Origin of the sequence: Nostoc sp. C052 (genome assembly GCF_013393905.1) — a bacterium.
Classification (GTDB): domain Bacteria; phylum Cyanobacteriota; class Cyanobacteriia; order Cyanobacteriales; family Nostocaceae; genus Nostoc.
On sequence record NZ_CP040279.1, the window covers coordinates 22258 to 45508 of the forward strand.

Genomic DNA, 23251 nt, shown 5'->3' on the forward strand with positions numbered 1-23251 from the left:
CTGCGAATGGCCAAAGATTTAGCTTACTACGTTAAGAAATTTTCTCCAAAGTCTGTTGTTGGGAAGCTAGGCTTAAATGTTAGCCCTGATGCGCCCAATAAACCGATTTTGTTACTGTCCGTCATTGAGATGATATCTCAGGGGCAAATCCGAAAAAACCAAATTCCTCTATCTGCTGAACTCATCGCCACATTTCTCAAACTGTGGAGCCACCTGGAGCCAGTACGCAAGCCTGATATAGGCTTACCTTTTTACCATCTCACTAGTGACGGTTTCTGGTATTTTGAGATGAAACTGGGGTTTGAATCATTGATTGCTGCCAAGGTGAAAATCAGAACTCCCAGTACCATTAGGCAAACTGTAGAGTATGCTTACCTCGATGATGAACTCTGGTCACTGCTGCAAAATCCCCAGGACAGGACTGTACTAACCCACACACTCATTAATTCATGGTTTAACGAGCGTACACAGGATATAGAGTCATTATTGCAAGTCAACGCCTTTGCTGAACTACAAGACCAATTGCAGCGCACTGGTGGCAAGGTCTACCAACCAGAGGAATTAGAAGATGAGCAAGCTGTAATTGTGCGGGATGGTGCGTTCCGTAAAATCGTTGTCTCAACTTACAACCAACGCTGTGCCTTTTGCGGATTGCAAATACTTGATTCAATCGGTCAGAACATCGTTGATGGCTCACACATCAAACCATTCTCCCAGTTCTACGATGACCGCATTGATAACGGGCTGTCACTATGCAAAAATCATCACTGGGCATTTGACCGCTTTTGGTTCACCATCAACGACGATTACACCATTATTGTTGCTGAGAATCTGCGAGAAGTGTCACCACACGCTAGACCGATGCGAGAATTTAAGGGCGATCGCATTATCTTACCAAGCCAGGAGCAGTATTATCCAAGACAGGATTCTTTACAATGGCATCGTGAAGAGTTTTCAAGGCGTGCTGCATGAGTAAAAAACCTAGAGGTTGGTTTAATGAAATTGTTATTCGTCCCGTTGTTCATGTAGACGGTTACGAAAGCTATGAGAAAATGTGCGGTATTGTTGCTGATGCGTATTTTTCTGCTACCGAAAAATTATTGCTTTCATCACTCAGAAGCAACCCCAAGGATTCAAGGTATATTAGCCTTTACACACTTTTGAAAGTAGGGCAAGCCAAATGCCCTGCTTACTGGGTAAATAATGATTTGTTGAGCGCATTGATGCAATCAAATTTAGATGTTGAAGTTGAAAATTTGCAATGGGCAATGAAAACAGGATTTTTTATGCTGCCCAAGGGTATAGTTTTTTCCCCAGAAAAACGTAGTATTGATGCAATTTTTTGGCATTATGATACATCTGATGACTTGCTTTATTGGGCTGCAATCGATGGAGATAGTGTTTTCTGCCGCAGATTCAAAGTTAGTGATAATTTAAAAAAGTTCAGATATACCGATGTTAAAGATTTTAGTCCGCAGGTAGTTGTAGAATTTAATGAATATTTGCACTCAATTTTACTACGATTGATTTTGATAATGGAGTGCCGCCCTGAACTTGTAGATACAACAAGCGAACTAGTTAGGGTGAATAGAGGTTTTGGCAAAGCGCAAGCACAAGATTTTTATCAACCACTTTGGCTAGGACTTGGATATCGATTCAAACGTGAAGGCACGCAAAGCAGTGAAGGCAGTAGCGGTACACATGGTACTAAGAGCGTTCATTGGAGACGCGGATTCTTACGTAATCAACCTTACGGAGAAGGCAGGCAGCAACGAAAACTAGTTTGGATTGAGCCAGTTTTAGTAATGGGTGGAAAAGAATCATCATGATGACAGACGATGAAATTAATGCCAAATATGAATCTGCTCAAGACAGATTAATTCAAGAAATTGACAGAATAAAACTACCAGCCTTAGTTGAAAAAATCAGGTCTAATCCTAATTACATGAGGATTGATAATTATAGTCAATCTGCTGTGAATTGGGATGATGTTAAAAAATCCCAGTTAATTGAATCTTTTCTTATTAATTTTCCTGTAATGCCAATTGTTCTCTATGAAAGGTCAGATCATACACACGAAGTTATTGATGGCAAGCAGAGGTTAAAAGCAATTGTCGATTTTTACACTAATCAATTAGTTTTGAGCGGGCTAGAAGTTAAGACAGAACTAAATGGATGCACTTATGCTACTCTTCCATATCATGCAAAGACAGTGCTGAGTGGCCATTCTCTATCTTTGATATCGATTATCCCTTCAGAGGATGCCAGCCCCGAAGAAATAGCAAAAATCATAGAGATTATTGCAGAACGCCTTAATTAAAGGGCTGCGATGGCGTACCAGATCATCAATAGGAAAAAGGAAGCCTTGGGCTAGCGAAAATGTGTTGGCAGCTATCAGTTAGCTAAACGCAGAGATTGTAAATTCATAGTAAACTATGTACAATAGAAGAGTAAGCGATCGCACATTCTGACTATCCCGATTAAAACCATCATGAAACTGCAACGTATTGAGGCAGGTGAATATCTTACTGCTGATGGTAGGTTTTACGTCCGCAATACCTATTACTCAAACGGTATGCCCGGACGGAGTAACACCAGTTCGGGGTGGTTAATTGAAGATAGAAGCGGGGCAACTCCTTTTCAAAGAAACCACCATAAAAGTAACCTGCGGCGTGTGGATACGCTGACAGAAGCGAAAGAAATTATTGGTCTAGTTGTCGAGTGCGATCGCAAAGAGAAAACATTACTTAATGCCGGATGGCGTAAGGAAGACAACGCGCAGCCGCCAGGGGTGTGTTGGCTATCTCCCTGCACTGGCAAGTTGTTAACCCGAAGTGAAGCACTGTTGCAACTGAGTTTGATGTCGTGACCAATAATCCTACTAATTGACACTAAAATTAAGGACTGCTATATGAAAAATTTTGTTGTAAAGGTATCAAGGAAAGAATATTTCGAGATAGAGGTAACTGCTGAAAATAAAGATGAGGCGGCACAATCTGCATTGTCTGGAGAACTACCTGATTGGAAAGTTGAAAGTGTAGAAGAGGTAGTAGATGAAGATGAAGAAGTTAAAAAAAATGAGTTAATCTGACATAATTACAACTTCTCAAATAAATATTTACAATTTTAATTGATGAACACATTAGAACTAAAACCAGGGGATAAAGTAGGAATTTTTTACTATGACAGTGTGCGTATAGGTACTAAAGCTGAAATAGATGTAATTGAACGCATTTCCCCAACTGGACAAGTAACTCTCTCTAATGGAAAGCGCTATACATCCGATGGCAAAGAAATTGGTGCTGTAGAACCTAGTTACCTTTGGACTCTAGATAAAATACAACCAATCTTAGAAAAAATTGAAACTCTTGAGCGGCAGAAGGAAGCAGAACGACAGGCTTATTTAGCATCACCTGAAGGTAGGAGAAAACAAGCAGTGAATGATACTGTCAAAGCTGCGATCGCTGCACTTAATCAATACGGCTGGTATGCTGATGTTGATGGTCACATGGATGTGATGGAGTCCGAAATTGAGCAAGTTATCACAAAATATGTCAGCGAACATGAACCTATTGATTAAGTTACTATGTCTCATACCTTTAAACATACTTTTCACGGTAAACAATATCGTGTTCTTCTTGAGGTAACAGACTGGCGTATATTTGCACACGAAGATGTATGGACGATTGAAGAAAAACAAAGACTATATAAAGATAAAATAACTATCTCAGCTTACGCTTTACCTCAAACTATGCCTTCTAGAACACGTTTTAAAAGAATTGGTGAAAGTAATACGTGTATTTTATGGGAACAAACTAATAGTGAGCAATTTCAAAAACTTTTTACTGAAGCTTGGGAAAAGGTGAAACAGTTGACTGGGCTATCAGATGATGATCTACCTAAGAGATTTAAGCCGTATTTGAGTTAAATTTTGTACTTGAATAAAAAATCAATATTAATGGTTAATTGAAGCAATAAGTAATAAATAAAGGTAAATCATGAATAAAGAAGAGCGGCTAAGGCAAGAAAACGAAATTCTAAGAGCAATAGCTATTCAAGCTAAACGACTATTGTTAAGCGATGAAATACTAGATGCTACACCAGAAGTAATGGATCTTTGCGAACTGATTGAACGCTATGAACAAGAAAACGGTGAATTACCGCCTCAACTAAAACCTTATGCTAAAAAGCCTTGGTATATAAGGTTTGACGACAAAGGACAAGTTGCAGCATTGAAAGAAATATTGGCTTTGTCTGGTGAAGAATAATTGAGCGCAGATGCAATAAGAATGTACTACGGATACCGTTGTTATACCAAAGAAGATAAGCCTTTAGGTTGGCTATACACATTTAGCTGTGATACTGAATATGCTTTTACCAATACAGATTTACATTGGTGCAAGCGCTGGAAGACTGAACGGGGTGCAAAAAAACATTTTGATAATTACAACAACCGATGGCAGTTCAAAAGTCAAGGAGGCTATCTCAAAATTGAAGTTATGCCAGAGTTTTCTGAATCCAAGTCGTCTGCTAAGTCTAATCAGCAGCGATGGAATGAAGCTAATCGTGACGCACTTTACCAAGCTCAAAAAAATTATAATCAGAAGCGTCCTATAATGTCATTTCGTCCAAAAGCCGAACTGTTGGAATGGCTGGACGAGGAACGCGAAACTGATGACAATGGTGAACCTGAAACTGATGCAGCACTTCTAAATCGGAAGTTAGAAAAACTAAAGAATTTAGAACAACAGGGATTTTCAGACAATGAAAGCAGAAGAATTAAAGAAATTAATTATTAGTATTGTTCAAGAAAAGCCTAGATTTTTTGACCAGTTTGTACTAAAGATATCAAAGCTCTGCTACTAGAATATTATAATATTTCTGTAACTGAGAAAATGATTATTAAAGTGATGATGCAAGTAGTAGAAGAGGGGGTAAGTAAATTTGGTGGGGATGGTTACGAGTGTGGGGATGGTAGTACACTAACATGGGCTGATGAACACGCAGTAGCTGGGTCAAAACTGACAGGAGTTCATAAGTATTGGTGGTTTAATATTTAGTTAACTTTAATTAAATGAATCTTAAATAAAGAATTTAATAATGAATAATCTAGACCGTCTTTTGACGATATTAAAAGAACAAGCAGACTTGATTGATCAACTTAACACACGTTCTAACTTTCAATACAAAAGTACACAAAGGCTAGTTTTGGATTATGGTAAACCTTTTGTAACTCAGGTCAAATCACTATTTAAAGGTGAACGTAAAGCTTGCTTTGAAAACTGCTTAAAAGGATTGTTGAGGTATCCAAACCTAAACTACTGTGAGGGATTTGCTATTAGTGAGGATATTGATATAGCTGTATCCCATGCTTGGTTGGCCAATAATGATGGAGAATTAATTGATCCAACTTGGATAGGTGAGCGGTTTAAAGGTAGTGCTTATTTTGGAGTAGTCTTCACCGATGATTTTGTAAGGGAAATAGCCCAAAAGACTAAATGCTATGGAATCCTAGATAACGATTTCATGAATGAACACCAGCTATTACGAGAAGGATTTCCACCTCACGCACTACTTACTGAGGCGATAGACGCTCAATGATTAGTGCGTAGGCGCAGCCCGCCGTTAGGCATCGCCTCTACACCATTCTTAGAGGAAAATCAACAGCGTAGGCATAGCCCGTCGTAGACATCGCATACAAAAGAGCTTGGTCATCTCAGAACCAAGCTCTTAGCTATCTCAATCAATCATTGGAGGTAGAGAAGTTTCAGACTATGCAGCAGGTTGTTCTAAATTAACCTTGACAACTTTGTTCTTTTCTTGTTCAGTTTTTGGCAGTGTCAAATTCAAAATACCGTCTTTATAATCTGCGGTGACATTAGTATTTTGAACCTTAGCAGATAGAGGAATTACACGTTGGAACTTACCATAGTAGAATTCACTTCTTGTAGTGCCATTGTTTTCGGTTTTAGTTTGGGACTTGCGCTCACCGCTAATGTGAACAGCATTTTGGGTGACTTGAATATCTAAGTCTTTAGCTTCCAGTCCTGGCAGTTCTAGCTTCAAATGCAGAGCATCATCAGTTTCTTGTAGTTCAGCCGCAGGAACTTTGATAAAATCTCTGTCAAACCGTGCAGATGGTACTCTGGTGTCTCCAAGTAAGCCATTAATGTGACGTTCTAAAGCGTTCAATTCTTGCCAGGGGTTGTAACGAACTAGTGCCATAACTCTTTCTCGGAAAAATTCAGCTATTGTTTAATCGTTTTTGCACTTGGGTTTGTGCTTATGTATTTATAATAAGTATGGTTAAAACTCGTGTAAATTCGGTTTTCATCACCTAATAAAAGGATGATTACCGCACCGTCAAAGGCATGAAAAAAGATTACGGGTTACTCTAATTTTGAGGTTCGGTAAACCCGAATAATAACTATTAATGTCATTAATAATCAACTAATAAATCTCCTATTGAACGGGATAGTGCAGTCAGGCGTTGCTTATATTTCCAAAACAACAATCACACTCGCTCTACTCGCTTCGCCGTCGCACTATTCAATAAGCATTTCGATTTAGTCATCGGGAAACTGCCAAGATGAAATACTTTCTACATCTTTGCTACTGCATTGAATACAAGTAACATCAAATGCTGAATCCATCCACTCATAACCGCAAGCACGACAATGACAGAAAATATTATTACGGTTGGCATCTTTTATACCCTGATGCCATTGCTGTAGTTGGTCAAGATTTTGAAAAGGTAAATTATCAGACATTTTAATCACCACGAAACACCCTACTTAAACGGCTGCCCCCACCGCTCCCAATTTTCCTTGTTGAATGGGGACTTAAATTTTTGAATCATTGCCTGTTCTAAAGTTTGCCGTGTGCGTCGCTCTACCGGAGCATCCCACCAAAAACCAATATTAACCGCCGTCTCTATCTGATAGCGATAATGTAAGTCTCGGTAACTGCTGATGTAATCTTTACAGCCATGAGTCCCACGCCAGCGTTTGTTACTACGACAGGTTTCGCCAACATAAAGTAGCAATTCAGCAGCAGAATCAATCACAAAATACAAAGCTGCTTGCCCAAAATCATCTGGCATCCGGTAAAAAGCCATTGGTTGTAAATGCAGCGTAAACGGGTCTATCGTCTCTGGGTCACAATGCACTGGAGCTAGGTCAAATAATGTCGCCTGCTGCACTGGCTTGGTTTCCCTCACCCGTTGCTGATAGTCCAAAATCTGCGCTTTCCACTTTAGCAGGGCATCAGCACTCATCACCAGTACCTCTGCTCTACGTGCTGGTGTGGGTTTCACTTCTGGAAATAGGTTTAGCTGATTGGGTTCTTCCAAGGGTATTACGGGGAGTTTGCCAACCAGTAGATTATCCCCCATTAACGGGTTTAGGAGTGCGATGCCTACGGCGGGCGGGTACGCCATCGCATTTTTTGAAACCGGAAACGGAACAATAAACTTATTTTTGCGCCCAAACCTGCGTGACGCGAGGGATGCAAAATATTGTTGTTTCGTCAGCAGCCAATGCCCTTATTTGGGCAATCGTCTGGTCAATCTCTTCTTGTGTTGTCAGTCCAGCTTCAATGAAAGCATCAACTGCCTCAAATAATGATAAATCAACTAGGCGCTTGGTGTTAGAGCGCACTACAACGGGTTGCACCAAAGAAACGGATGGTGCAACCAACCCAACATCCTGAAAAACTCGGTATAGCGTGGTTCCAAGACGAAAATGCTGACCGCGAATGTCGCTGATAGCTAAGAAAAGTTCAAAACAACGCTCATAAGCTGGGGATGGCGGATCACAAAAGGCACAGCTAAAGTCTGCTTCCTCGCACACCATTAATCCACCAGGCTTAAGAAGCGATCGCATTTGGTCGAGTGCATCAGCAGGACGAGTTAAGTGCATTAGCAAAAAGCGGCAGTAAACCAAGTCAAAAGATTCTTTAGGTAATCCTATATCGTAGGCATTGCCAAGGGTAAATTTTATATTGCTTAAACCCTGAGCCTGTGAATTCTGCTGTGCCTTTTCTAGCTGTGCAGCACTCATATCTACACCAAAAACGGAGCCGCCAGAACCAACCTGTTGGGCCAGCCAGTTAGAAACATTACCAGTTCCGCAACCAATGTCAGCTACTAACATTCCTCGCTCAAGTCCAACTTGCCGGAATAAGAATTCTGTATAGGGCTTGTGGATGATGTTGAGGATTGAAAGCCGATGTGCGCCTAACTCCCCTGTGGCAAGTGTATAACGATCATCTTGCACCATTTTTATCCCCCATACTACATACAACCTTCAGACTTCGGTAATTGTATAGCTCCTCTGACCGTTTAGATACAGCCAAGCAATTACAGTCAGCACAGCGCGTAACTGCTCAACTAGAGGCGGAAGTTAAGCAGTTACGGCAAGCCAATAACCAGTTAGAGCAAGTCAATAACCAATTAGAAACAACTAACCAACAATTACAACAGGAGAAAGCAGTAAAGGATGAGGTGATTAGCCATAATGCTAAGTTCGGTATGGAGAACAAGAAAGACCCCAGTAACCCTGCCAGCTATGCCAACAAGGGCAAGGACACAGATAAAATTCTGTTGCTGATAACTGAAGAATTTCTAAGTGGTGAAGGCTTTAAGTCAGGGAGAAATTAAAGTAATTTTTTCCCTTACAAACTAATTACATAATCACCACTAAGTTTATGTAATTAGTGGATTTTAAATTACTAAATTGTATAGCAAATTACAATTACTCTTGGACTGGTCTACGACTAGTCTACAACTGTTCTAAGACTGCTCTACGACTACTTTAGGGAATCGCTTTCAGCAATTACTAATTTCTCTACGACTGGTCTACAACTGTTCTGGGACTGCTCTACGACTGCTTTAGGGAATCGCTATTTTTTGTCTGCAACAATTCTTCGATTAGAGAATAAAATAAACGTACCCACTAGGCTTATTTTGGGTAACTTCAATTTCAGCCATTTTTGGATGGCTTTTGAAGCGAAAAAATGAAAATTTGGGATAAAAAATTATTTTAGCAGTGTTAGGTGGGATGGTTGACGCGATTGCAATCAGCTAAAATTGACTACAAAAGAACTACTCAAAAACGACAAAAGCAGATCAAGTTTCACAGATGGAATGACAACGCCCATTTCACCCAATCCCTAATCTCCAATGTCTAATAGGGCCACCAGGGGAGTAGAGCGTAGCATGACTACGGGCGATCGCCTCTTCCCCAACACCCAATGCCCAATGCAAAACTGCTTTAGGCGATTTTGGTAAGGGGTAGGGAGTGCGATCGCTTCGGAAATTAAGCATAGGTCGAAGAAGGTGGTTCGGCTAGCAAGAACCGCAGGCATCGTCGCGGCCATTCATTGTCTAAGGCATTCTTCTAACTACTGCCGGGAGCAAAATCAAGAGCGGTGGCTTTAAGGTCTGAAGGGGTTCGGTTATGCGATCGCGCTGTTGTCATGCCAAACTTGCGGCTTCTTTTGTAGCCGGGGACTTAGACCCGCCGAAGTTTGTTAAAGAAACAAAATCCACAAAAAAAATTTTCCCCTATTTTTGACCCTTTTTTTGCAGAAACAACTGATAATTACTCTCAAGAAGAACCGCTCAAACCGTGATTATTGATATATTTATCAAGAAATATTACAGTTTTGGCACTAGTTAATTGATTTGACTAAATTCGTGCATTTGAGAGAATATCTCTACAAAATCTCCAAATTCCCAATCCTCACCAACTACATTCAACATCTCCCAATATCTAGACAACATCTCCCAAATCTCCAATTTTTTCTTACCTTTTTACACCTTTTAAATCATCCATTCACAAAATTCTCATTAGCTCAAAAATTCCCAATAAATCCAAACAGTTTCCAATACTTATAATAAGTCTCCCATTTGCTCCCAATAATTGGTAAATTATCGGGAAATTCGCTTAAAAGCTTTTAAGCTCTGTAATCCATCTTTTGATGACGCACAGTACGCCTTATTTGGCGGAAAGTTTGTTGAGGTAAAAATCAAGAATCAGCCAAAAATGAGTCCGATAAAACTGCAAAAGAACTACAAAAGTGACTGAGGTTTTACAACGCTTGTGTCCAATCAAAGCAGAGGCAGGGGAGGAAAGAGTTGATAGACAATTAGTTCTTTTCCTCCTGTTTCTCTTCTACCTCTACTGCCCTCAACGCAAAACTTCCTTAACCGAAGGTCTTGGGAGTGTCGAGAGGTGTAAGCGGACTGTGGCTACCAATCTCAATTGGGAGGCAAGGTAACACAGAGCGATCGCCTCACCCGATCACAAAACTCAAAAACGACAAAAGTAGATCAGCTTTCACAGATGGAATTACAACGCCCGTTTCATCAATCTTTAATCTTCAATGTCTAATAGGGCGCCAGGGGAGTAGAGCGTAGCTTGCGGCCTTTGGCATCGCCTCTTCCCCAACACCCAACACCCAATGCCTAATGCCTAATGCCTAATGCCTAATGCCCAATGCCTGATGCCTAGCCTAATCCAGAATGCAGTCGAGCTAGAGGCGAGAGAGTCAGTAGTGGGGGAATAGGAACAAGGGAGAAGCGATCCGCCTTTGCAAGCTACGCCCGTAGCCAAGCAAGAATTGAGATTGGGGATTTGGGCTTTGGTAGTTATAGTCTGGTAGTCATGATGGATTTGGTAGTCATGATGATTAATATCTATTTATATAGAGAGCGTGACTACGGTATCAGATTTTGATACAAAATGCGGTTCTTCTCAGTGGTGACTACCAAAAAATGTATAAAACCCAGCATTGCCAAGCCAGTACAGAAATGAAGCGATCGCCCGTAGTCAGGTCAAGAATTGAGATTGGAGATTTGGGGTTTTGGTAGTCATGGTTTGGTAGTTACGATGAATTTGGTAGTCATAATGGTTAATATCTATTTATATAGAGGGCGTGACTACGGTATCAGAACTTGATACAAAATACCGCTCTTCTCAGTGGTAACTATCAAAAGCTGTATAAAATCCAGCATTAGCAAAACAGTACAACATTGAGATGGTGGCGCGGCTATGCCAGTGAAAAGACGCGGCAACGTAGTTGTAAGTCTTGGGCATTGGACTAGGGGTGAAGCGCTTGCTCCCTTAGCGATCGCCTACGGTGGGATACTGTTGGCGAAAGTGTTACAAACGCAGGGACAAAAGTGTTACAACTCAAAGCCGCAACTACAGATTGAAGGTTTGAGCTTACGTAATACTTAATAAGACAATAATGTATTACATTCGCCAACAGTATCCGGTGGCGGGTAAGCTGGGAGCTAGCCAGAAGAAAATAATAAAGCATAACTACTGGAGCGATTGCCATTGTAAAACAGGAGACGCGGCAACGCAGTTGCCAGTCCAGTCCACCACACCACAGATGTCAATAACCGCGCTGACGATTCTGTGCGATGGCGTAACCGCTCTCTGTCTTGCCAACGCTAACCATAAGGTAAAGTAGTTAATATAGCTAAAGTAATAAATAAAAGTGATAAAAAGTGCAATGCTGGAAGTTTAGCTTGTCGCTCTCTTGCGATCGCTAATCATAGATTTGTTCCAGCCAGTTACTCAAATTGCTACTAAAAACCCAATGAATGAATTTTGGGTAAGGGCTGGACGCGATGATTTTCTCTAAGAATTTTGAGGAGCGTAGCTTGCTGCCAACTCTTGGAGACGTTGCGCGTAGCTTGCTTTCACGAAGTGGTACGGCATCGCTTTCTCTAAGAAATTTTGCTGGCTGTCAAAGAATAGTCACAACCTGTTATCGCTTTCAAAACTTGTTATTACAAATGTCTAACCAATAGATGCGGTATGGAGGCGTAGCTTGCCTCTACTAGCGCGGCTACAGAAGTTATGCCCTAAAATTTTAAATAGGCATAACCACTATAACTGCCATGACAGACCGCATCGACCAAATCATAGAGAAGCTTCAACAATTAAAGGAAATCAGGCAGCATCTGGTCAATGAACCAATGTCTGAATCTGGGGTCTGGATTCATCAGTATGAGGTACGCAAAAAATATAAAAAAGATGGTGAAATCTACTGGTATGTATACGCAAAATGGCAAGCTAATGAGCCAATTTTCAAGAGAAACCCAAAAGCTAGGCTAAAAGGGATTGTCAAGCGCGGCAAGAACCCAGACTATACCTGTCACCAACACATAGGCAGGGTCAGCAGTAGCACAGGGCTAGGAACTGATTCAGAGGTCGCGTCGCGATCGCATATCAAGAGTGGGAAAATCGCAAGCGGTTAGACGCGCTTGATAAAGCACTTGATGAGATAGAAAACGCGCTCATAGGAGTTATGCCAGAAGAAAATAATAAAACATAACTATTAAAGCGATGATGTAACGGCTCGGTAGGCGATCGCCACCGGAAAGGGCGGGTACGCCATCACAGGGAGATGTCACCACGCTGCTAATGTTACGCCGCCAACATCACCACAGCGATCGCAGGAGACGCGGCAACGCCGCCGTCGGTCAGGCAACGCAGTTGCCAGTCAAGACCACCAACGTCACCACAGCGAAGGCGAGAGACGCGATAAATCAATAACCTGTTACTACGTAAATCTGTTATAGATTATTGTCCATAACCTGTTAATAAATTTGATCAAGCTAAATAACAGGATAGCATATACATACTGTTATGAGTTTATGCACTATTCTAACCACTAGTCATAACCCTTGCTATGTAAGCATTATGGGTACAGACAATCTTAACACGTTATGCAGAGATGAACAGGTTATGATTAACCAGTTAACGCATATATCAACTTGTTAACAAAGACATGATACCTTCTCTAACCTGTTACGTCTGTTAATTTAAATTAACAGACGTAACAGGTAGAAAGAAGGTATCATGTCTTTGTTAACAAGTTGATATATGCGTTAACTGGTTAATCATAACCTGTTCATCTCTGCATAACATGTTAAATGTCTGTACCCATAATGCTTACATAGCAGGGTTATGACTAGTGGTTAGAATAGTGCATAAACTCATAACGTATGTATATGCTATCTGTTATTTAGCTTGATCAAATTTATTAACAGGTTATGGACAATAATCTATAACAGATTTACGTAGTAACAGGTTATTGTTTATCGCGTCTCTCGCCTTCGCTGTGGTGACGTTGGTGTGACTGGCAACTGCGTTGCCTGACCGCGGCGGCGTTGCCGCGTCTCCGCGATCGCTGTGGTGATGTTGGCGGCGCTTGGCAGCGTGTGAATCTCCCTGTGATGTACCCGCCCCGGTGGCGATCGCCTACCGAGCCGTTACTCATCGCTTTAATTGTTTTATTTTTTCTTCTGGCATAACTCCTATGAGCGCGTTTTCTCATCAGGATGCTTTATCAAGCGCGTCTGGCCGCTGCGATACTCTTGATATGCGATCGCGACGCGACCTCTGGTCGTTCTAGCCTGTCGCTGACCCTGCCTATGTGTGGTGACAGGTATAGTCTGGGTTCTTGCCGCGCTTGACAATCCCAGCGGGTTTCTCTTGAAAATTGGCTCGTGCTTGCCATTTTGCGTATACATACCGGTAGATTTCACCATCTTTATATTTTTGCGTACCTCATACTGATGAATCAGACCCAATTCAGACATTGGTTCATTGACCGATGCTGCCTGTTTCCTTTAATGTTGAAGCTTCTCTATGTTTGGTCGATGCGATCTGTCATGGCGGTTATAGTGGTTATGCCTATTTAAAATTTAGGGCATAACAGTAGCCGCGCAGTAGAAGCAAGCTACGCCTCCATACCGCATCTGTGGTTAGACATTTGTAATAACAAGTTTTGAAAGCGATAACAGGTTGTGACTGATTTGACAGCCAGCAAAACTTGGAAAAGTGCCATACCACTTCGTGCAAGCTACGCGCAACGTCTCAAGATGCGGCAACTACGCTCCTCAAAATTCTTAGAGAAAATCATCGCGTCCAGCCACCCAAAATTCATTCATTGGGTTTTTAGTAACGGTAACTGGCTGGAACAAATCTATGATTAGCGATCGCAGAAGGCGACAAGCTAAACTTCCGGCATTGCACTTTTATCACTTTTATTTATTACTTTAGCTATATTAACTACTTTACCTTATGGTTAGCGTTGGCAAGAAAAACGGTACGCCATCGCACAGAATCGTCAGCGCGGTTATTGCATCTGTGGTGTGGTGAACTGGACTGGCAACTGCGTTGCCGCGTCTCCTGTTTTGTGGCAATCGCTCCAGTAGTATGCTTTATTATTTTCTTCTGGCTAACTCCCAGCACCCGCCACCGGATACTGTTGGCGAATGTAATACATTATTGTCTTATTAAGTATTACGTAGCTCAAACCTTCAATCTGTAGTTGCGGCTTTGAGTTGTAACACTTTTGTCCCCTGCGTTTGTACACTTTCGCCAACAGTATCCCACCGTAAGCGATCGCTAAGGGAGCAAGCGCTTCACCCTAGTCAATGCCCAAGACTTCAACTACGTTGCCGCGTCTTTTCACTGGCATAGCCGCGCCACCATCTCAATGTTGTACTGTTTTGCTAATGCTGGATTTTATACAGCTTTTGATAGTTACCACTGAGAAGAGCGGTATTTTGTATCAAGTTCTGATACCGTAGTCACGCCCTCTATAAAATAGATATTAACCATTATGACTACCAAATTCATCGTAACTACCAAACCATGACTACCAAAACCCCAAATCTCCAATCTCAATTCTTGACCTGACTACGGGCGATCCTTCATTTCTGTACTGGCTTGGCAATGCTGGGTTTTCTACATTTTTGGTAGTCACCACTGAAGAACCGCATTTTATATCAAAATCTGATACCGTAGTCACGCTCTCTATATAAATAGATATTAATCATCATGACTACCAAATCCATCATGACTACCAGACTATAACTACCAAAGCCCAAATCCCCAATCTCAATTCTAGCGGCTACGAGCGTAACTGCAGGCGGATCGCTTCTCCTTGTTCCTATTCCCCCACTACTGACTCTCTCGCCTCTAGCTCGACTGCATCTGAAGGCTAGGCATCAGGCATTGGGCATTAGGCATTAGGCATTAGGCATTAGGCATTAGTGTTGGTGTGAGGAAGAGGCGTGAGCAAGCTCGCTCTACTCCTGGCGGCCTATTAGACATTGAAGATAAAAGATTGATGACGGGCGTTGTAATTCCATCTGTGAAGCTGATCTACTTGTCGTTTTTGAGTTTTGTGATCGGGTGAGATCGCTCTGTGTTTACCTTGCCTCCCAATTGAATTGGTAGCCACAGTCCCCTCTCGACACTCCCAAGACCTTCGGTTAAGAAGTTTTGCGTTGACGTAGAGGTAGAAGAAAACAGGAGGAAAAGGACTAATTGTCTATCAACTCTTTCCCCTGCCTCTGCTGATTGGACACAAGCGTTGTAAAACCTCAGTCACTTTTGTAGTTCTTTGCAGTTTTATCGGACTCATTTTTGGCTGATTCTTGATTTTTACCTCAACAAACTTTCCGCCAAATAAGGCGTACTGTGCGTCATCAAAAGATGGATTACAGAGCTTAAAAGCTTTTAAGCGAATTTCCGATAATTTACCAATTGTGGGGAGCAAATGGGAGACTTATTATAAGTATTGGAAACTGTTTGGATTTGGGAATTTTTGAGCTAATGAGAATTTTGTGAATGGATGATTTAAAAGGTGTAAAAGGTAAAAAAAAATTGGAGATTTGGGAGATGTTGTCTAGATATTGGGAGATGTTGAATGTAGTTGGTGAGGATTGGGAATTTGGAGATTTTGTAGAGATATTCTCAAATGCACGAATTTAGTCAAATCAATTAACTAGTGCCAAAACTGTAATATTTCTTGATAAATATATCAATAATCACGGTTTGAGCGGTTCTTCTTGAGGTAATTATCGGTTGTTTCTGCAAAAAAGGTCAAAAATAGGGGAAAATTTTTTTGTGGATTTTGTTTCTTTAACAAACTTCGGCGGGTCTAAGTCCCCGGCTACAAAAGAAACGCAAGTTTGGCATGACAACAGCGGATCGCATAACCGAACCCCTTCGAGACCTAAAAGCCACCGCTCTTGATTTTGCTCCCGGCAGTAGTTAGAAGAATGCCTTAGACAATGAATGGCGCGACGATGCCTGCGGTTCTTGCTAGCCGAACCACCTTCTTCGACCTATGCTTAATTTCCGAAGCGATCGCACTCCCTGCCCTTACCAAAATCGCCTAAAGCAGTTTTTGCATTGGGCATTGGTGTTGAAGAAGATCGCCCGTAGTCATGCTACGCTCTCTCCCTGGTGGCTATTAGACATTGGAGATTAGGGATTGGTGAAATGGGCGTTGTCATTCCATCTGTGAACTGATCTGCTTTGTCGTTTTTGATAGTTCTTTTGTAGTCAATTTTAGCTGATTGCATCGCGTCAACCATCCACCTAACACTGCTAAAATAATTTTTTTATCCCAAATTTTCATTTTTCGCTTCAAACCATCCAAAAATGGCTGAGGTTACAAAATAAGCAGTGAGTACGTTTATTTTATTCTCTAATCGAAGAATTGTTGCGGACAAAAAAATAGCGATTCCTAAAGCAGTCGTAGAGCGATCCCAGAACAGGTTGTAGACCAGTCGTAGAAAAATTAGTAATTGCTGAAGCGATTCCTAAATAGTCGTAGAGCAGTCTTAGAACAGTTGTAGACTAGTCGTAGACCAGTCCAAGTAATTATAATTTGCTATACAATTTAGTAATTTAAAATCCACTAATTACATAAACTTAGTGGTGATTATGTAATTAGTTTGTAAGGAAAAAATTACTTTAATTCTCCTGACTTAAAGCCTTCACCACTTAGAAATTCTTCAGTTATCAGCAACAGAATTTTATCTGTGTCCTTGCCCTTGTTGGCATAGCTGGCAGGGGACTGAGGTCTTTCTTGTTCTCCATACCGAGCTTAGCATTATGGCTAATCACCTCATCCTTTACTGCTTTTCTCCTGTTGTAATGTTGGTTGGTTGTTTCTAATTGATTATTGACTTTTCTAACTGGTTGATGGCTTGCCGTAACTGCAACTCCGCCTCTAGTGAGCGGTTACGCTGTGTGCTGACTGTAATTGCTGGCTATCTAAACGGTCGGAAAAGCTATACATTACCGAAGTCTGAAGGTTGTATGTGTATGGGGATAAAAATGGTGCAAGATGATCGTTATACACTTGCCACAGAGGTTAGGCACATCGCTTTCAATCTCAGCATCATCCACAAGCCTATACAGAATTCTTATTCCGGCAAGATGAACGAGCGAGAATGTTAGTAGCTGACATTGGTGCGGAGGCTAATGTTTCTAACTGGCTGACAACAGGTTGGTTCTGGCGGCTCCATTTTTGGTGTAGATATGAGTCTTTGCAGCAGAAAAGGCACAGCAGAATTCACAGGCTCAGGGTTTAAGCAATATAAATTTACCCTTGGCAATGCCTACGATAGGATTACCTAAAAATCTTTTGACTGTTTACTGCCGCTTTTGCTAATGCACTTATCGTCCTGCTGATGCACTCGACAAATGCGATCGCTCTGGTGAATTAATGGTGTGCGAAGAAGCTTTCTGTGCTTTTGTGATCCGCCATCCCCTATGAGCGTTGTTTTGAACTTTTCTTAGCTATCAGCGACATTCGCGATCGCATTTTCGTCTTGGAACCACGCTATACCGAGTTTTCGAGGATGTTGAGTTGGTTGCACCATCCGTTTCTTTGGTGCAACCCATTGTATGCGCTCTAACACCAAGCGCTAGTGTTATCATTATTTGAGCAGTTGATGCTTTCGTGGCTGGACTGACAACACAGAAGAGATTGACCAGACGATGCCCAAATAAGGGCATTGTGACGAAACAACAATATTTTGCATCCCTCGCGTCACGCATTTGGCGCAAAAATAAGTTTATTGTTCCGTTTCCGGTTTCAAAATGCGATGGCATACCCGCCCGCCATAGGCATCGCTCTAAACCCGTTAATGGGGATAATCTACTGGTTGGCAAACTCCCCGTAATACGGAAGAGCAATCAGCAAACTATTTCCAGAAGTGAAACCCCACCAGCACGTAGAGCAGAGGTGATGATGATGATGCCCTGCTAAAGTGAAAAGCGCGGATTTGGACTATCAGCAACGTGAGTGAAACCAAGCCAGTGCGGCGGCGACATGTGACCTAGCTCCAGTGCATTTGAAGACGATAGACCCGTTTACGCTGCATTTACAACCAATGGCTTTACCGGATGCCAGATGTTTTGGGCAAGCAGCTTTTGTATTTTGTGATTGATTCTGCTGCTGAATTGCTATGTTGGCGAAACCTGTCGTGTAACAAACGCTGGCGTGAACTCATGGCTGTAAAGATTACATCAGCAGTTACCGAGACATTATCGCTATCAGATAGAGACGGCGATTATATTGGTTTTGGTGGGATGCTCCGGTAACGACGCACACGGCAAACTTTAGAACAGGCAATGATTCAAAAATTTAAGTCCCCATTCAACAAGAAAAATGAGGCGCGTTTAAGTAGGGTTTCGTGGTGATTAAAATGTCTGATAATTACCTTTTCAAAATCTTGACCAACTACAGCAATGGCATCGGGGTATAAGATGCCAACCTAATAATATTTTCTGTCATGTCGTGCTGCGGTATGGTGGATGAATTCAGCATTTGATGTTACTTGTATTCAATGCGGTAGCAAGATGTAGAAAGTATTTCATCTTGGCAGTTTCCCGATGACTAAATCGAAAATGCTTATTGAATAGTGCGACGGCGAAAGCAGTAGAACGAGTGTGATTGTTTTTTGAAATATAACGCGCCTGACTACTATCCCCGTTCAATAGGAGATTTATTAGTTGATTATTAATGACATTAATAGTTATTATTCGGGTTTACCGAACCTCAAAATAGAGTAACCCGTAATCTTTTTCATGCCTTTGACGCGTGCGTATCATCCTTTTATTAGGTGATGAAAACCGAATTTACGGTTTTAACCATACTTATTATAAATACATAAGCACAAACCAAGTGCAAAAAAACGATTAAACAATAGCTGAATTTTCGAGAAAAGTTATGGCACTGGTTCGTTACAGCCTGGCAGAATTGAACGCTTTAAACGTCACGTTAATGGCTTGCTTGGAGACACCAGAGTACCATCTGCGCGGTTTGACAGAGATTTTATCAAAGTTCCTGCGGCTGAAACTACAAGAAACTGATGATGCTCTGCATTTGAAGCTAGAACTGCCGGGACTGGAAGCTAAAGACTTAGATATTCAAGTCACCCAAAATGCTGTTCACGATACGAGCGCAAGTCAAACTAAAACCGAAAACAATGGCACTACAGAAGTGAATTCTACTATGTGGGTTCCAACGTGTAATTCTCTATCTGCTAAGGTTCAAAATACTAATGTCACCGCAGATTATAAAGACGGTATTTTGACACTGCCAAAAACTGAACAGAAAAGAACAAAGTTGTCAGGTAATTTAGAACAGCCTGCTGCATAGTCTGAAAACCTCCAATGATTGATTGAATAGCTAAAGCTTGGTTGCGGGATGACCAACTCTTTTTATGCGATGTCTACGACGGGCTATGCCTACGCTGTTGATTTTCCTCTAAGAATGGTGTAGAGGCGATGCTAACGGCGAGTACGCCGCACTAATCATTGAGCGTCTATCGCCTCGGTAAGTAGTGCGTGAGTGAAATCCTTCTCGTAATAGCTGGTGTTCATTCATGAAATCGTTATCTAGGATTCCATAACATTTAGTCTTTGGGCTATTTCCCCTTACAAAATCATCGGTGAAGACTACTCCAAAATAAGCACTACCTTTAAACCGCTCACCTATCAAGTTGGATCAGTAATTCTCCATCATTATGGCAACCAAGCATGGGATACAGCTATATCAATATCTCACTAATAATCAAATCCTCACAGTAGATTTGATTTGGATACCTCAACAATCCTTTTAAGCAGTTTTCAAAGCAAGCTACGTTCACCTTTAAATAGTGATTTGACCTGATTACAAAAGGTTTACCATAATCCAAAACAGCCTTTGTTATACTTTATTGAAGTTAGAACGTGTGTTAAGTTGATCAATCAAGTCTGCTTGTTCTTTTAATATCGTCAAGAGACGATCTAGATTATTCATTATTAAATTCTTTATTTAGATTCATTTAATTAAAGGTTAACTAAATATTAAACCACCAATACTTATGAACTCCTGTCAGTTTTGACCCAGCTACTGCGTGTTCATCAGCCCATGTTGAGTGCTACCATCCCCACGCTCGTAACCATCCCCGCCAAATTTGATACCCCCTCTTCTACTACTTGCATCATCACTTTAATAATCATTTTCTCAGTTACAGAAATATTATAATATTCTAGTAGCAGAGCTTTGATATCTTTAGTACAAACTGGTCAAAAAATCTAGGCTTTTCTTGAACAATACTAATAATTAATTTCTTTAATTCTTCTGCTTTCATTGTCTGAAAATCCCTGTTGTTCTAAATTCTTTAGTTTTTCTAACTTCCGATTTAGAAATCTTTGCATCAGTAGGTTCACCATTGTCATCAGTTTCGCGTTCCTCGTCCAGCCATTCCAACAGTTCGGCTTTTGAACGAAATGACTATTGATATAGACGCTTCTGATTATAATTTTTGAGAGCTTGGTAAAGTGCGTCACGATTAGCTTCATTCCATCGCTGCTGATTAGGTAGCGACGACATGGATTCAGAAAACTCTGGCATAACTTCAATTTTGAATAGCCTCCTTGACTGAACTGCCATCGGTATTGTTATTATCAAAATTTTTTCAATCTTCCAGCGCTTCAATGTAAATCTTGTTGGCAAAAAAGCATATTCCTAGCTAAATATGTATAACCAACACAAACTTATCTTCTTTGGTATAACAACGACATCCATAGTATTCTTATTGCATCTGCGCTCAATATTCTTCACCGAACAAAGCCAATATTTCTTTTCAATGCTACGGATCGCTTGTCGTCAAACGCCATAATACCAAGGCTTTGCATAGGTTTAGTTGAGCGATAATCACCGTTTTCTGTTCGCCAACGTTCTGGTGCATTATTCTGGTGTAGCATCTTCATCGCTTAACAATGTCGTTTAGCGAATAACTATTGCTCTTTCGTTTTCTTGCGCTCAACCGCTTCTTCTTATTCATGATTTACCTTTTATTGATTGCTTATTGCTTCAATTAACCATTAATATTGATTTTTATTCGAAATAAAATTTAACTCAATGCGACCAAATCTTGGGTAGATCGTCATCTGATGGCCCCGTCAGCTGTTTCACCCTTTCCCAAGCTTCAGTAAAGAGTTTTGAAAACCCCCACTATTATTTGTTCCCATAAAATACACGTATTATTTCGCAATTCTTTTAAAACATGTTCTAGAAAAGCATAGTTTGGTAAGCATGGCTGAATAATTATTTTATCTTTTATATAGTCTTTGTTTTTCTTCAATCGTCCATACATCTTCGTGATACAAATATACGCCAGTCAAAGAAAAACGATATTGTTACCGTAATATGTTTAAAGGTATGAGACATAACAACAATCAATAGGTTCATGTTCGCTGACATATTTTGTGATAACTGCTCAATTTCAGACTCCACATCCCATGTGACCATCAACATCAGCATACCAGCCGTATTGGTAAGTGCAGCGATCAAGCTTTGACGGTATCATTCACTGCTGTTTTCTCCCTACCTTCAGGTGATAACAAATAACTAACTCCAGGATTTCAATTTTTCAAGATGACGGCGCTATTGATCAAAGGCAACAGATTCTACAGCACCAGCTAGCGCTCCTGTATAGCTTTCAGTAGAGAAAATTTTTAATCAGTTGAAGTACGTTCAATTACATCTATTTCAGCACATATACACTGTCATAGTAAAAATTCTACTCCTGGTTTCAGACTACAATGTGTTCATCAGTCGTATGAATATTTATTGAAAGTTGCTATTATGTCGGGCCAACTCATTTTTGCTTCTTCGTCTTTCAGCTTTCCCCGTCGGGTAGTTCTTCAGACGTACGATGATGCCGCCTCGTCTTTTATTTTCGCTTGATTACCTCAGCGGTAATATTCTTTCTTGATACCTTACAACAAAATTTTCATATAACAGTCATGAGCTAGTGTCAGTGGTAGGATTATTGGTCACGACATCAAACTCGGTTGCGGCACAGTGCTTCACTCGGGTTACATTTGCCGGTGCAAGGAGATGTAACACACCTGACGGCTACATAAATCCAGCCTATGTTTTCTTCTTTGACCGCACTCAGCTTAGACAACATTCTTTATTTCTGTCAGCAATAATCCACCGCACCGCAGATTTTATATTGATTTCTTTTGAGGAGTTGCCCACTTTCTATCTTCAATTAACCACCCCGGGCTGGTGTTCCCGTCGGGCAGCCGACAGTAATAGGTATTGCGACGTAAACAAATCAGCTGTGGGTATATTCACCTGCCTCATACCGGTATGATAGTTTTAATCAGGACCAGTCAGAATGTGCCGGAGCTATTGTACATAGTTTTGTAATTGCAGCGCGTGCTGCCAACATTTCGCAGCAGAGCTCGCGTGTCTGTGCCGACCCTGTAGGCGTTGCCGTATCTCTATGATTTTGCTATTTCTTCGGGGCTGGCATCCTGGTGTCGATATCAGATGAAGTGGCACTCAGCACTTTGTCTTTGCATGGTATGGAAAGAGCGCAAGTACATCCGACTAGTGCCAGTCTTTCAGCCGCTCAAACTAGTGATCCGAACAGCAAATCGACAATTGCCCCAACCTCTGCGCCATCAATACTTCATTATTATGTTGCTTTCATGAAGAACAGTGGCATTACGAAGAACAGAAGATTCCAATTAACACTGGTTTTGCATCCCAATTCACAGCAATTGACTAAATTATCAATCCTCATGTATTGAGATTAGACTGTTTCGGCTAAGGCTGTCAGTTTTATTCTGTCAATTTAACTGAATTAATCTTGTCTTGGTAATTCATATTTGGCATTGAGCTGTCTGTCATCATGATGTTCTCCCGCAGCTCAATCCAAACTGGTTTTCGTTGCTGGGTTGATTACGTAGTCCGTGCTCCAATGAGCCTTCTTAGTACCGTATTAACGCCGCTACTACACTTCGCTACGCGATACTGCTCACGTTTACAGATCGATATCAATCTAGCCAAAGTGAACGATAAAAATCTTGACCAACGCGCTTTGCCAAACTCTATTCCTGTTAAACTGTTAACC

The 23251-nt window shown here is 41.1% G+C and carries 31 protein-coding genes; 21 read left to right on the forward strand and 10 right to left on the reverse strand.

Going from position 1 to position 23251, the window contains the following annotated elements; all coding sequences use genetic code 11:
* Positions 1-6: 6 nt before the first annotated feature.
* The 11 genes from FD723_RS41230 to FD723_RS41280 all read left to right on the forward strand — a co-directional run bounded on the left by FD723_RS41230 (position 7) and on the right by FD723_RS41280 (position 5601).
* The gene (locus tag FD723_RS41230) at positions 7-972 is read left to right on the forward strand and encodes an HNH endonuclease (protein WP_179070937.1); all 966 of its coding nucleotides are present in this window, start codon (positions 7-9) and stop codon (positions 970-972) included.
* Entirely contained in the window at positions 969-1829 is an 861-nt protein-coding gene (locus tag FD723_RS41235) for a hypothetical protein (RefSeq protein ID WP_179070938.1), read from the forward strand. Before FD723_RS41230 ends, FD723_RS41235 begins: the two co-directional genes overlap by 4 nt.
* Positions 1826-2320, forward strand: a complete 495-nt coding sequence (locus tag FD723_RS41240; protein WP_179070939.1) for a DUF262 domain-containing protein — start codon at positions 1826-1828, stop codon at positions 2318-2320. The genes FD723_RS41235 and FD723_RS41240 overlap by 4 nt, the downstream gene beginning before the upstream one ends.
* 171 nt (positions 2321-2491) lie before the next feature.
* Positions 2492-2869, forward strand: a complete 378-nt coding sequence (locus FD723_RS41245; RefSeq protein ID WP_179070940.1) for a hypothetical protein — start codon at positions 2492-2494, stop codon at positions 2867-2869.
* Between the two features lie 42 nt (positions 2870-2911).
* Complete coding sequence (locus FD723_RS41250; RefSeq protein ID WP_179070941.1) at positions 2912-3091, forward strand: hypothetical protein; 180 nt, start codon at positions 2912-2914, stop codon at positions 3089-3091.
* A gap of 42 nt (positions 3092-3133) precedes the next feature.
* Entirely contained in the window at positions 3134-3580 is a 447-nt protein-coding gene (locus tag FD723_RS41255) for a hypothetical protein (protein ID WP_179070942.1), read from the forward strand.
* A 6-nt stretch (positions 3581-3586) separates the two neighbouring features.
* Positions 3587-3928, forward strand: coding sequence for a hypothetical protein (locus FD723_RS41260; protein WP_179070943.1), 342 nt, complete (start codon positions 3587-3589; stop codon positions 3926-3928).
* Between the two features lie 70 nt (positions 3929-3998).
* Positions 3999-4268, forward strand: coding sequence for a hypothetical protein (locus FD723_RS41265; RefSeq protein WP_179070944.1), 270 nt, complete (start codon positions 3999-4001; stop codon positions 4266-4268).
* Positions 4269-4289: 21 nt separating this feature from the next.
* A complete protein-coding gene (locus tag FD723_RS41270) occupies positions 4290-4799 on the forward strand; it encodes a hypothetical protein (protein ID WP_179070945.1) in 510 nt (169 codons plus the stop codon).
* 96 nt (positions 4800-4895) lie between these two features.
* A complete protein-coding gene (locus FD723_RS41275) occupies positions 4896-5060 on the forward strand; it encodes a hypothetical protein (RefSeq protein WP_179070946.1) in 165 nt (54 codons plus the stop codon).
* A gap of 40 nt (positions 5061-5100) precedes the next feature.
* The gene (locus FD723_RS41280; RefSeq protein ID WP_256875452.1) at positions 5101-5601 is read left to right on the forward strand and encodes a hypothetical protein; all 501 of its coding nucleotides are present in this window, start codon (positions 5101-5103) and stop codon (positions 5599-5601) included.
* A gap of 171 nt (positions 5602-5772) precedes the next feature.
* Here FD723_RS41280 and FD723_RS41285 read toward each other — a convergent pair whose 3' ends face one another.
* From FD723_RS41285 to FD723_RS41300, 4 genes are all read right to left on the reverse strand, one after another.
* On the reverse strand, positions 5773-6225 hold the full coding sequence (locus FD723_RS41285; RefSeq protein WP_179070947.1) for an Hsp20/alpha crystallin family protein: 453 nt from the start codon (positions 6223-6225) through the stop codon (positions 5773-5775).
* A gap of 341 nt (positions 6226-6566) precedes the next feature.
* Positions 6567-6770, reverse strand: coding sequence for a hypothetical protein (locus tag FD723_RS41290; RefSeq protein WP_179070948.1), 204 nt, complete (start codon positions 6768-6770; stop codon positions 6567-6569).
* Positions 6771-6790: 20 nt separating this feature from the next.
* On the reverse strand, positions 6791-7438 hold the full coding sequence (locus tag FD723_RS41295) for a GIY-YIG nuclease family protein (RefSeq protein ID WP_306297062.1): 648 nt from the start codon (positions 7436-7438) through the stop codon (positions 6791-6793).
* A 34-nt stretch (positions 7439-7472) separates the two neighbouring features.
* Positions 7473-8279, reverse strand: coding sequence for a class I SAM-dependent methyltransferase (locus FD723_RS41300; protein ID WP_179070949.1), 807 nt, complete (start codon positions 8277-8279; stop codon positions 7473-7475).
* 41 nt (positions 8280-8320) lie between these two features.
* Between FD723_RS41300 and FD723_RS41305 the strand changes: the two genes are divergently transcribed.
* Entirely contained in the window at positions 8321-8659 is a 339-nt protein-coding gene (locus FD723_RS41305) for a hypothetical protein (protein ID WP_179070950.1), read from the forward strand.
* Between the two features lie 501 nt (positions 8660-9160).
* Here the strand turns inward: FD723_RS41305 and FD723_RS41310 are convergent.
* Positions 9161-9325 (reverse strand): hypothetical protein, encoded by a 165-nt coding sequence (locus FD723_RS41310; protein ID WP_179070951.1) that lies wholly within the window; start codon positions 9323-9325, stop codon positions 9161-9163.
* A gap of 1729 nt (positions 9326-11054) precedes the next feature.
* On the opposite strand from FD723_RS41310, the gene FD723_RS41315 reads away from it, so the two are divergent.
* Both FD723_RS41315 and FD723_RS41320 read left to right on the forward strand, forming a co-directional pair.
* A complete protein-coding gene (locus tag FD723_RS41315) occupies positions 11055-11243 on the forward strand; it encodes a hypothetical protein (RefSeq protein ID WP_179070952.1) in 189 nt (62 codons plus the stop codon).
* Between the two features lie 671 nt (positions 11244-11914).
* Positions 11915-12274: a hypothetical protein gene (locus FD723_RS41320; RefSeq protein WP_179070953.1), complete on the forward strand. Its 360-nt coding sequence runs from the start codon at positions 11915-11917 to the stop codon at positions 12272-12274.
* A gap of 836 nt (positions 12275-13110) precedes the next feature.
* Here FD723_RS41320 and FD723_RS41325 read toward each other — a convergent pair.
* On the reverse strand, positions 13111-13299 hold the full coding sequence (locus tag FD723_RS41325; protein WP_179070954.1) for a hypothetical protein: 189 nt from the start codon (positions 13297-13299) through the stop codon (positions 13111-13113).
* A 529-nt stretch (positions 13300-13828) separates the two neighbouring features.
* On the opposite strand from FD723_RS41325, the gene FD723_RS41330 reads away from it, so the two are divergent.
* Positions 13829-14017 carry a hypothetical protein gene (locus FD723_RS41330; protein WP_179070955.1) on the forward strand — a complete coding sequence of 63 codons (189 nt, stop codon included), beginning with the start codon at positions 13829-13831 and terminating at the stop codon, positions 14015-14017.
* Positions 14018-15135: 1118 nt separating this feature from the next.
* Here the strand turns inward: FD723_RS41330 and FD723_RS41335 are convergent.
* Positions 15136-15273, reverse strand: a complete 138-nt coding sequence (locus tag FD723_RS41335; protein ID WP_179070956.1) for a hypothetical protein — start codon at positions 15271-15273, stop codon at positions 15136-15138.
* Positions 15274-15662: 389 nt separating this feature from the next.
* Here FD723_RS41335 and FD723_RS41340 point away from each other — a divergent pair, with 389 nt between their 5' ends.
* The 3 genes from FD723_RS41340 to FD723_RS43785 all read left to right on the forward strand — a co-directional run bounded on the left by FD723_RS41340 (position 15663) and on the right by FD723_RS43785 (position 17285).
* Positions 15663-15806, forward strand: coding sequence for a hypothetical protein (locus tag FD723_RS41340; RefSeq protein ID WP_179070957.1), 144 nt, complete (start codon positions 15663-15665; stop codon positions 15804-15806).
* Positions 15807-16164: 358 nt separating this feature from the next.
* Positions 16165-16308, forward strand: a complete 144-nt coding sequence (locus FD723_RS41345) for a hypothetical protein (RefSeq protein WP_179070958.1) — start codon at positions 16165-16167, stop codon at positions 16306-16308.
* Positions 16309-17000: 692 nt separating this feature from the next.
* Positions 17001-17285, forward strand: coding sequence for a hypothetical protein (locus FD723_RS43785; protein ID WP_179070959.1), 285 nt, complete (start codon positions 17001-17003; stop codon positions 17283-17285).
* A gap of 338 nt (positions 17286-17623) precedes the next feature.
* Here the strand turns inward: FD723_RS43785 and FD723_RS43790 are convergent, their stop codons facing one another.
* Entirely contained in the window at positions 17624-17749 is a 126-nt protein-coding gene (locus tag FD723_RS43790) for a hypothetical protein (RefSeq protein WP_256875453.1), read from the reverse strand.
* Positions 17750-17847: 98 nt separating this feature from the next.
* Between FD723_RS43790 and FD723_RS41355 the strand changes: the two genes are divergently transcribed.
* From FD723_RS41355 to FD723_RS41365, 3 genes are all read left to right on the forward strand, one after another.
* A complete protein-coding gene (locus FD723_RS41355; protein ID WP_179070960.1) occupies positions 17848-18099 on the forward strand; it encodes a hypothetical protein in 252 nt (83 codons plus the stop codon).
* 137 nt (positions 18100-18236) lie between these two features.
* Positions 18237-18434, forward strand: a complete 198-nt coding sequence (locus FD723_RS41360; RefSeq protein WP_179070961.1) for a hypothetical protein — start codon at positions 18237-18239, stop codon at positions 18432-18434.
* 628 nt (positions 18435-19062) lie between these two features.
* Positions 19063-19494: an Hsp20/alpha crystallin family protein gene (locus FD723_RS41365; RefSeq protein WP_179070962.1), complete on the forward strand. Its 432-nt coding sequence runs from the start codon at positions 19063-19065 to the stop codon at positions 19492-19494.
* A gap of 1119 nt (positions 19495-20613) precedes the next feature.
* On the opposite strand, the gene FD723_RS41370 is transcribed toward FD723_RS41365, so the two are convergent.
* Entirely contained in the window at positions 20614-20772 is a 159-nt protein-coding gene (locus FD723_RS41370; protein ID WP_179070963.1) for a hypothetical protein, read from the reverse strand.
* Between the two features lie 167 nt (positions 20773-20939).
* Positions 20940-21092: a hypothetical protein gene (locus FD723_RS41375; protein WP_179070964.1), complete on the reverse strand. Its 153-nt coding sequence runs from the start codon at positions 21090-21092 to the stop codon at positions 20940-20942.
* Positions 21093-23251 lie beyond the last annotated feature (2159 nt).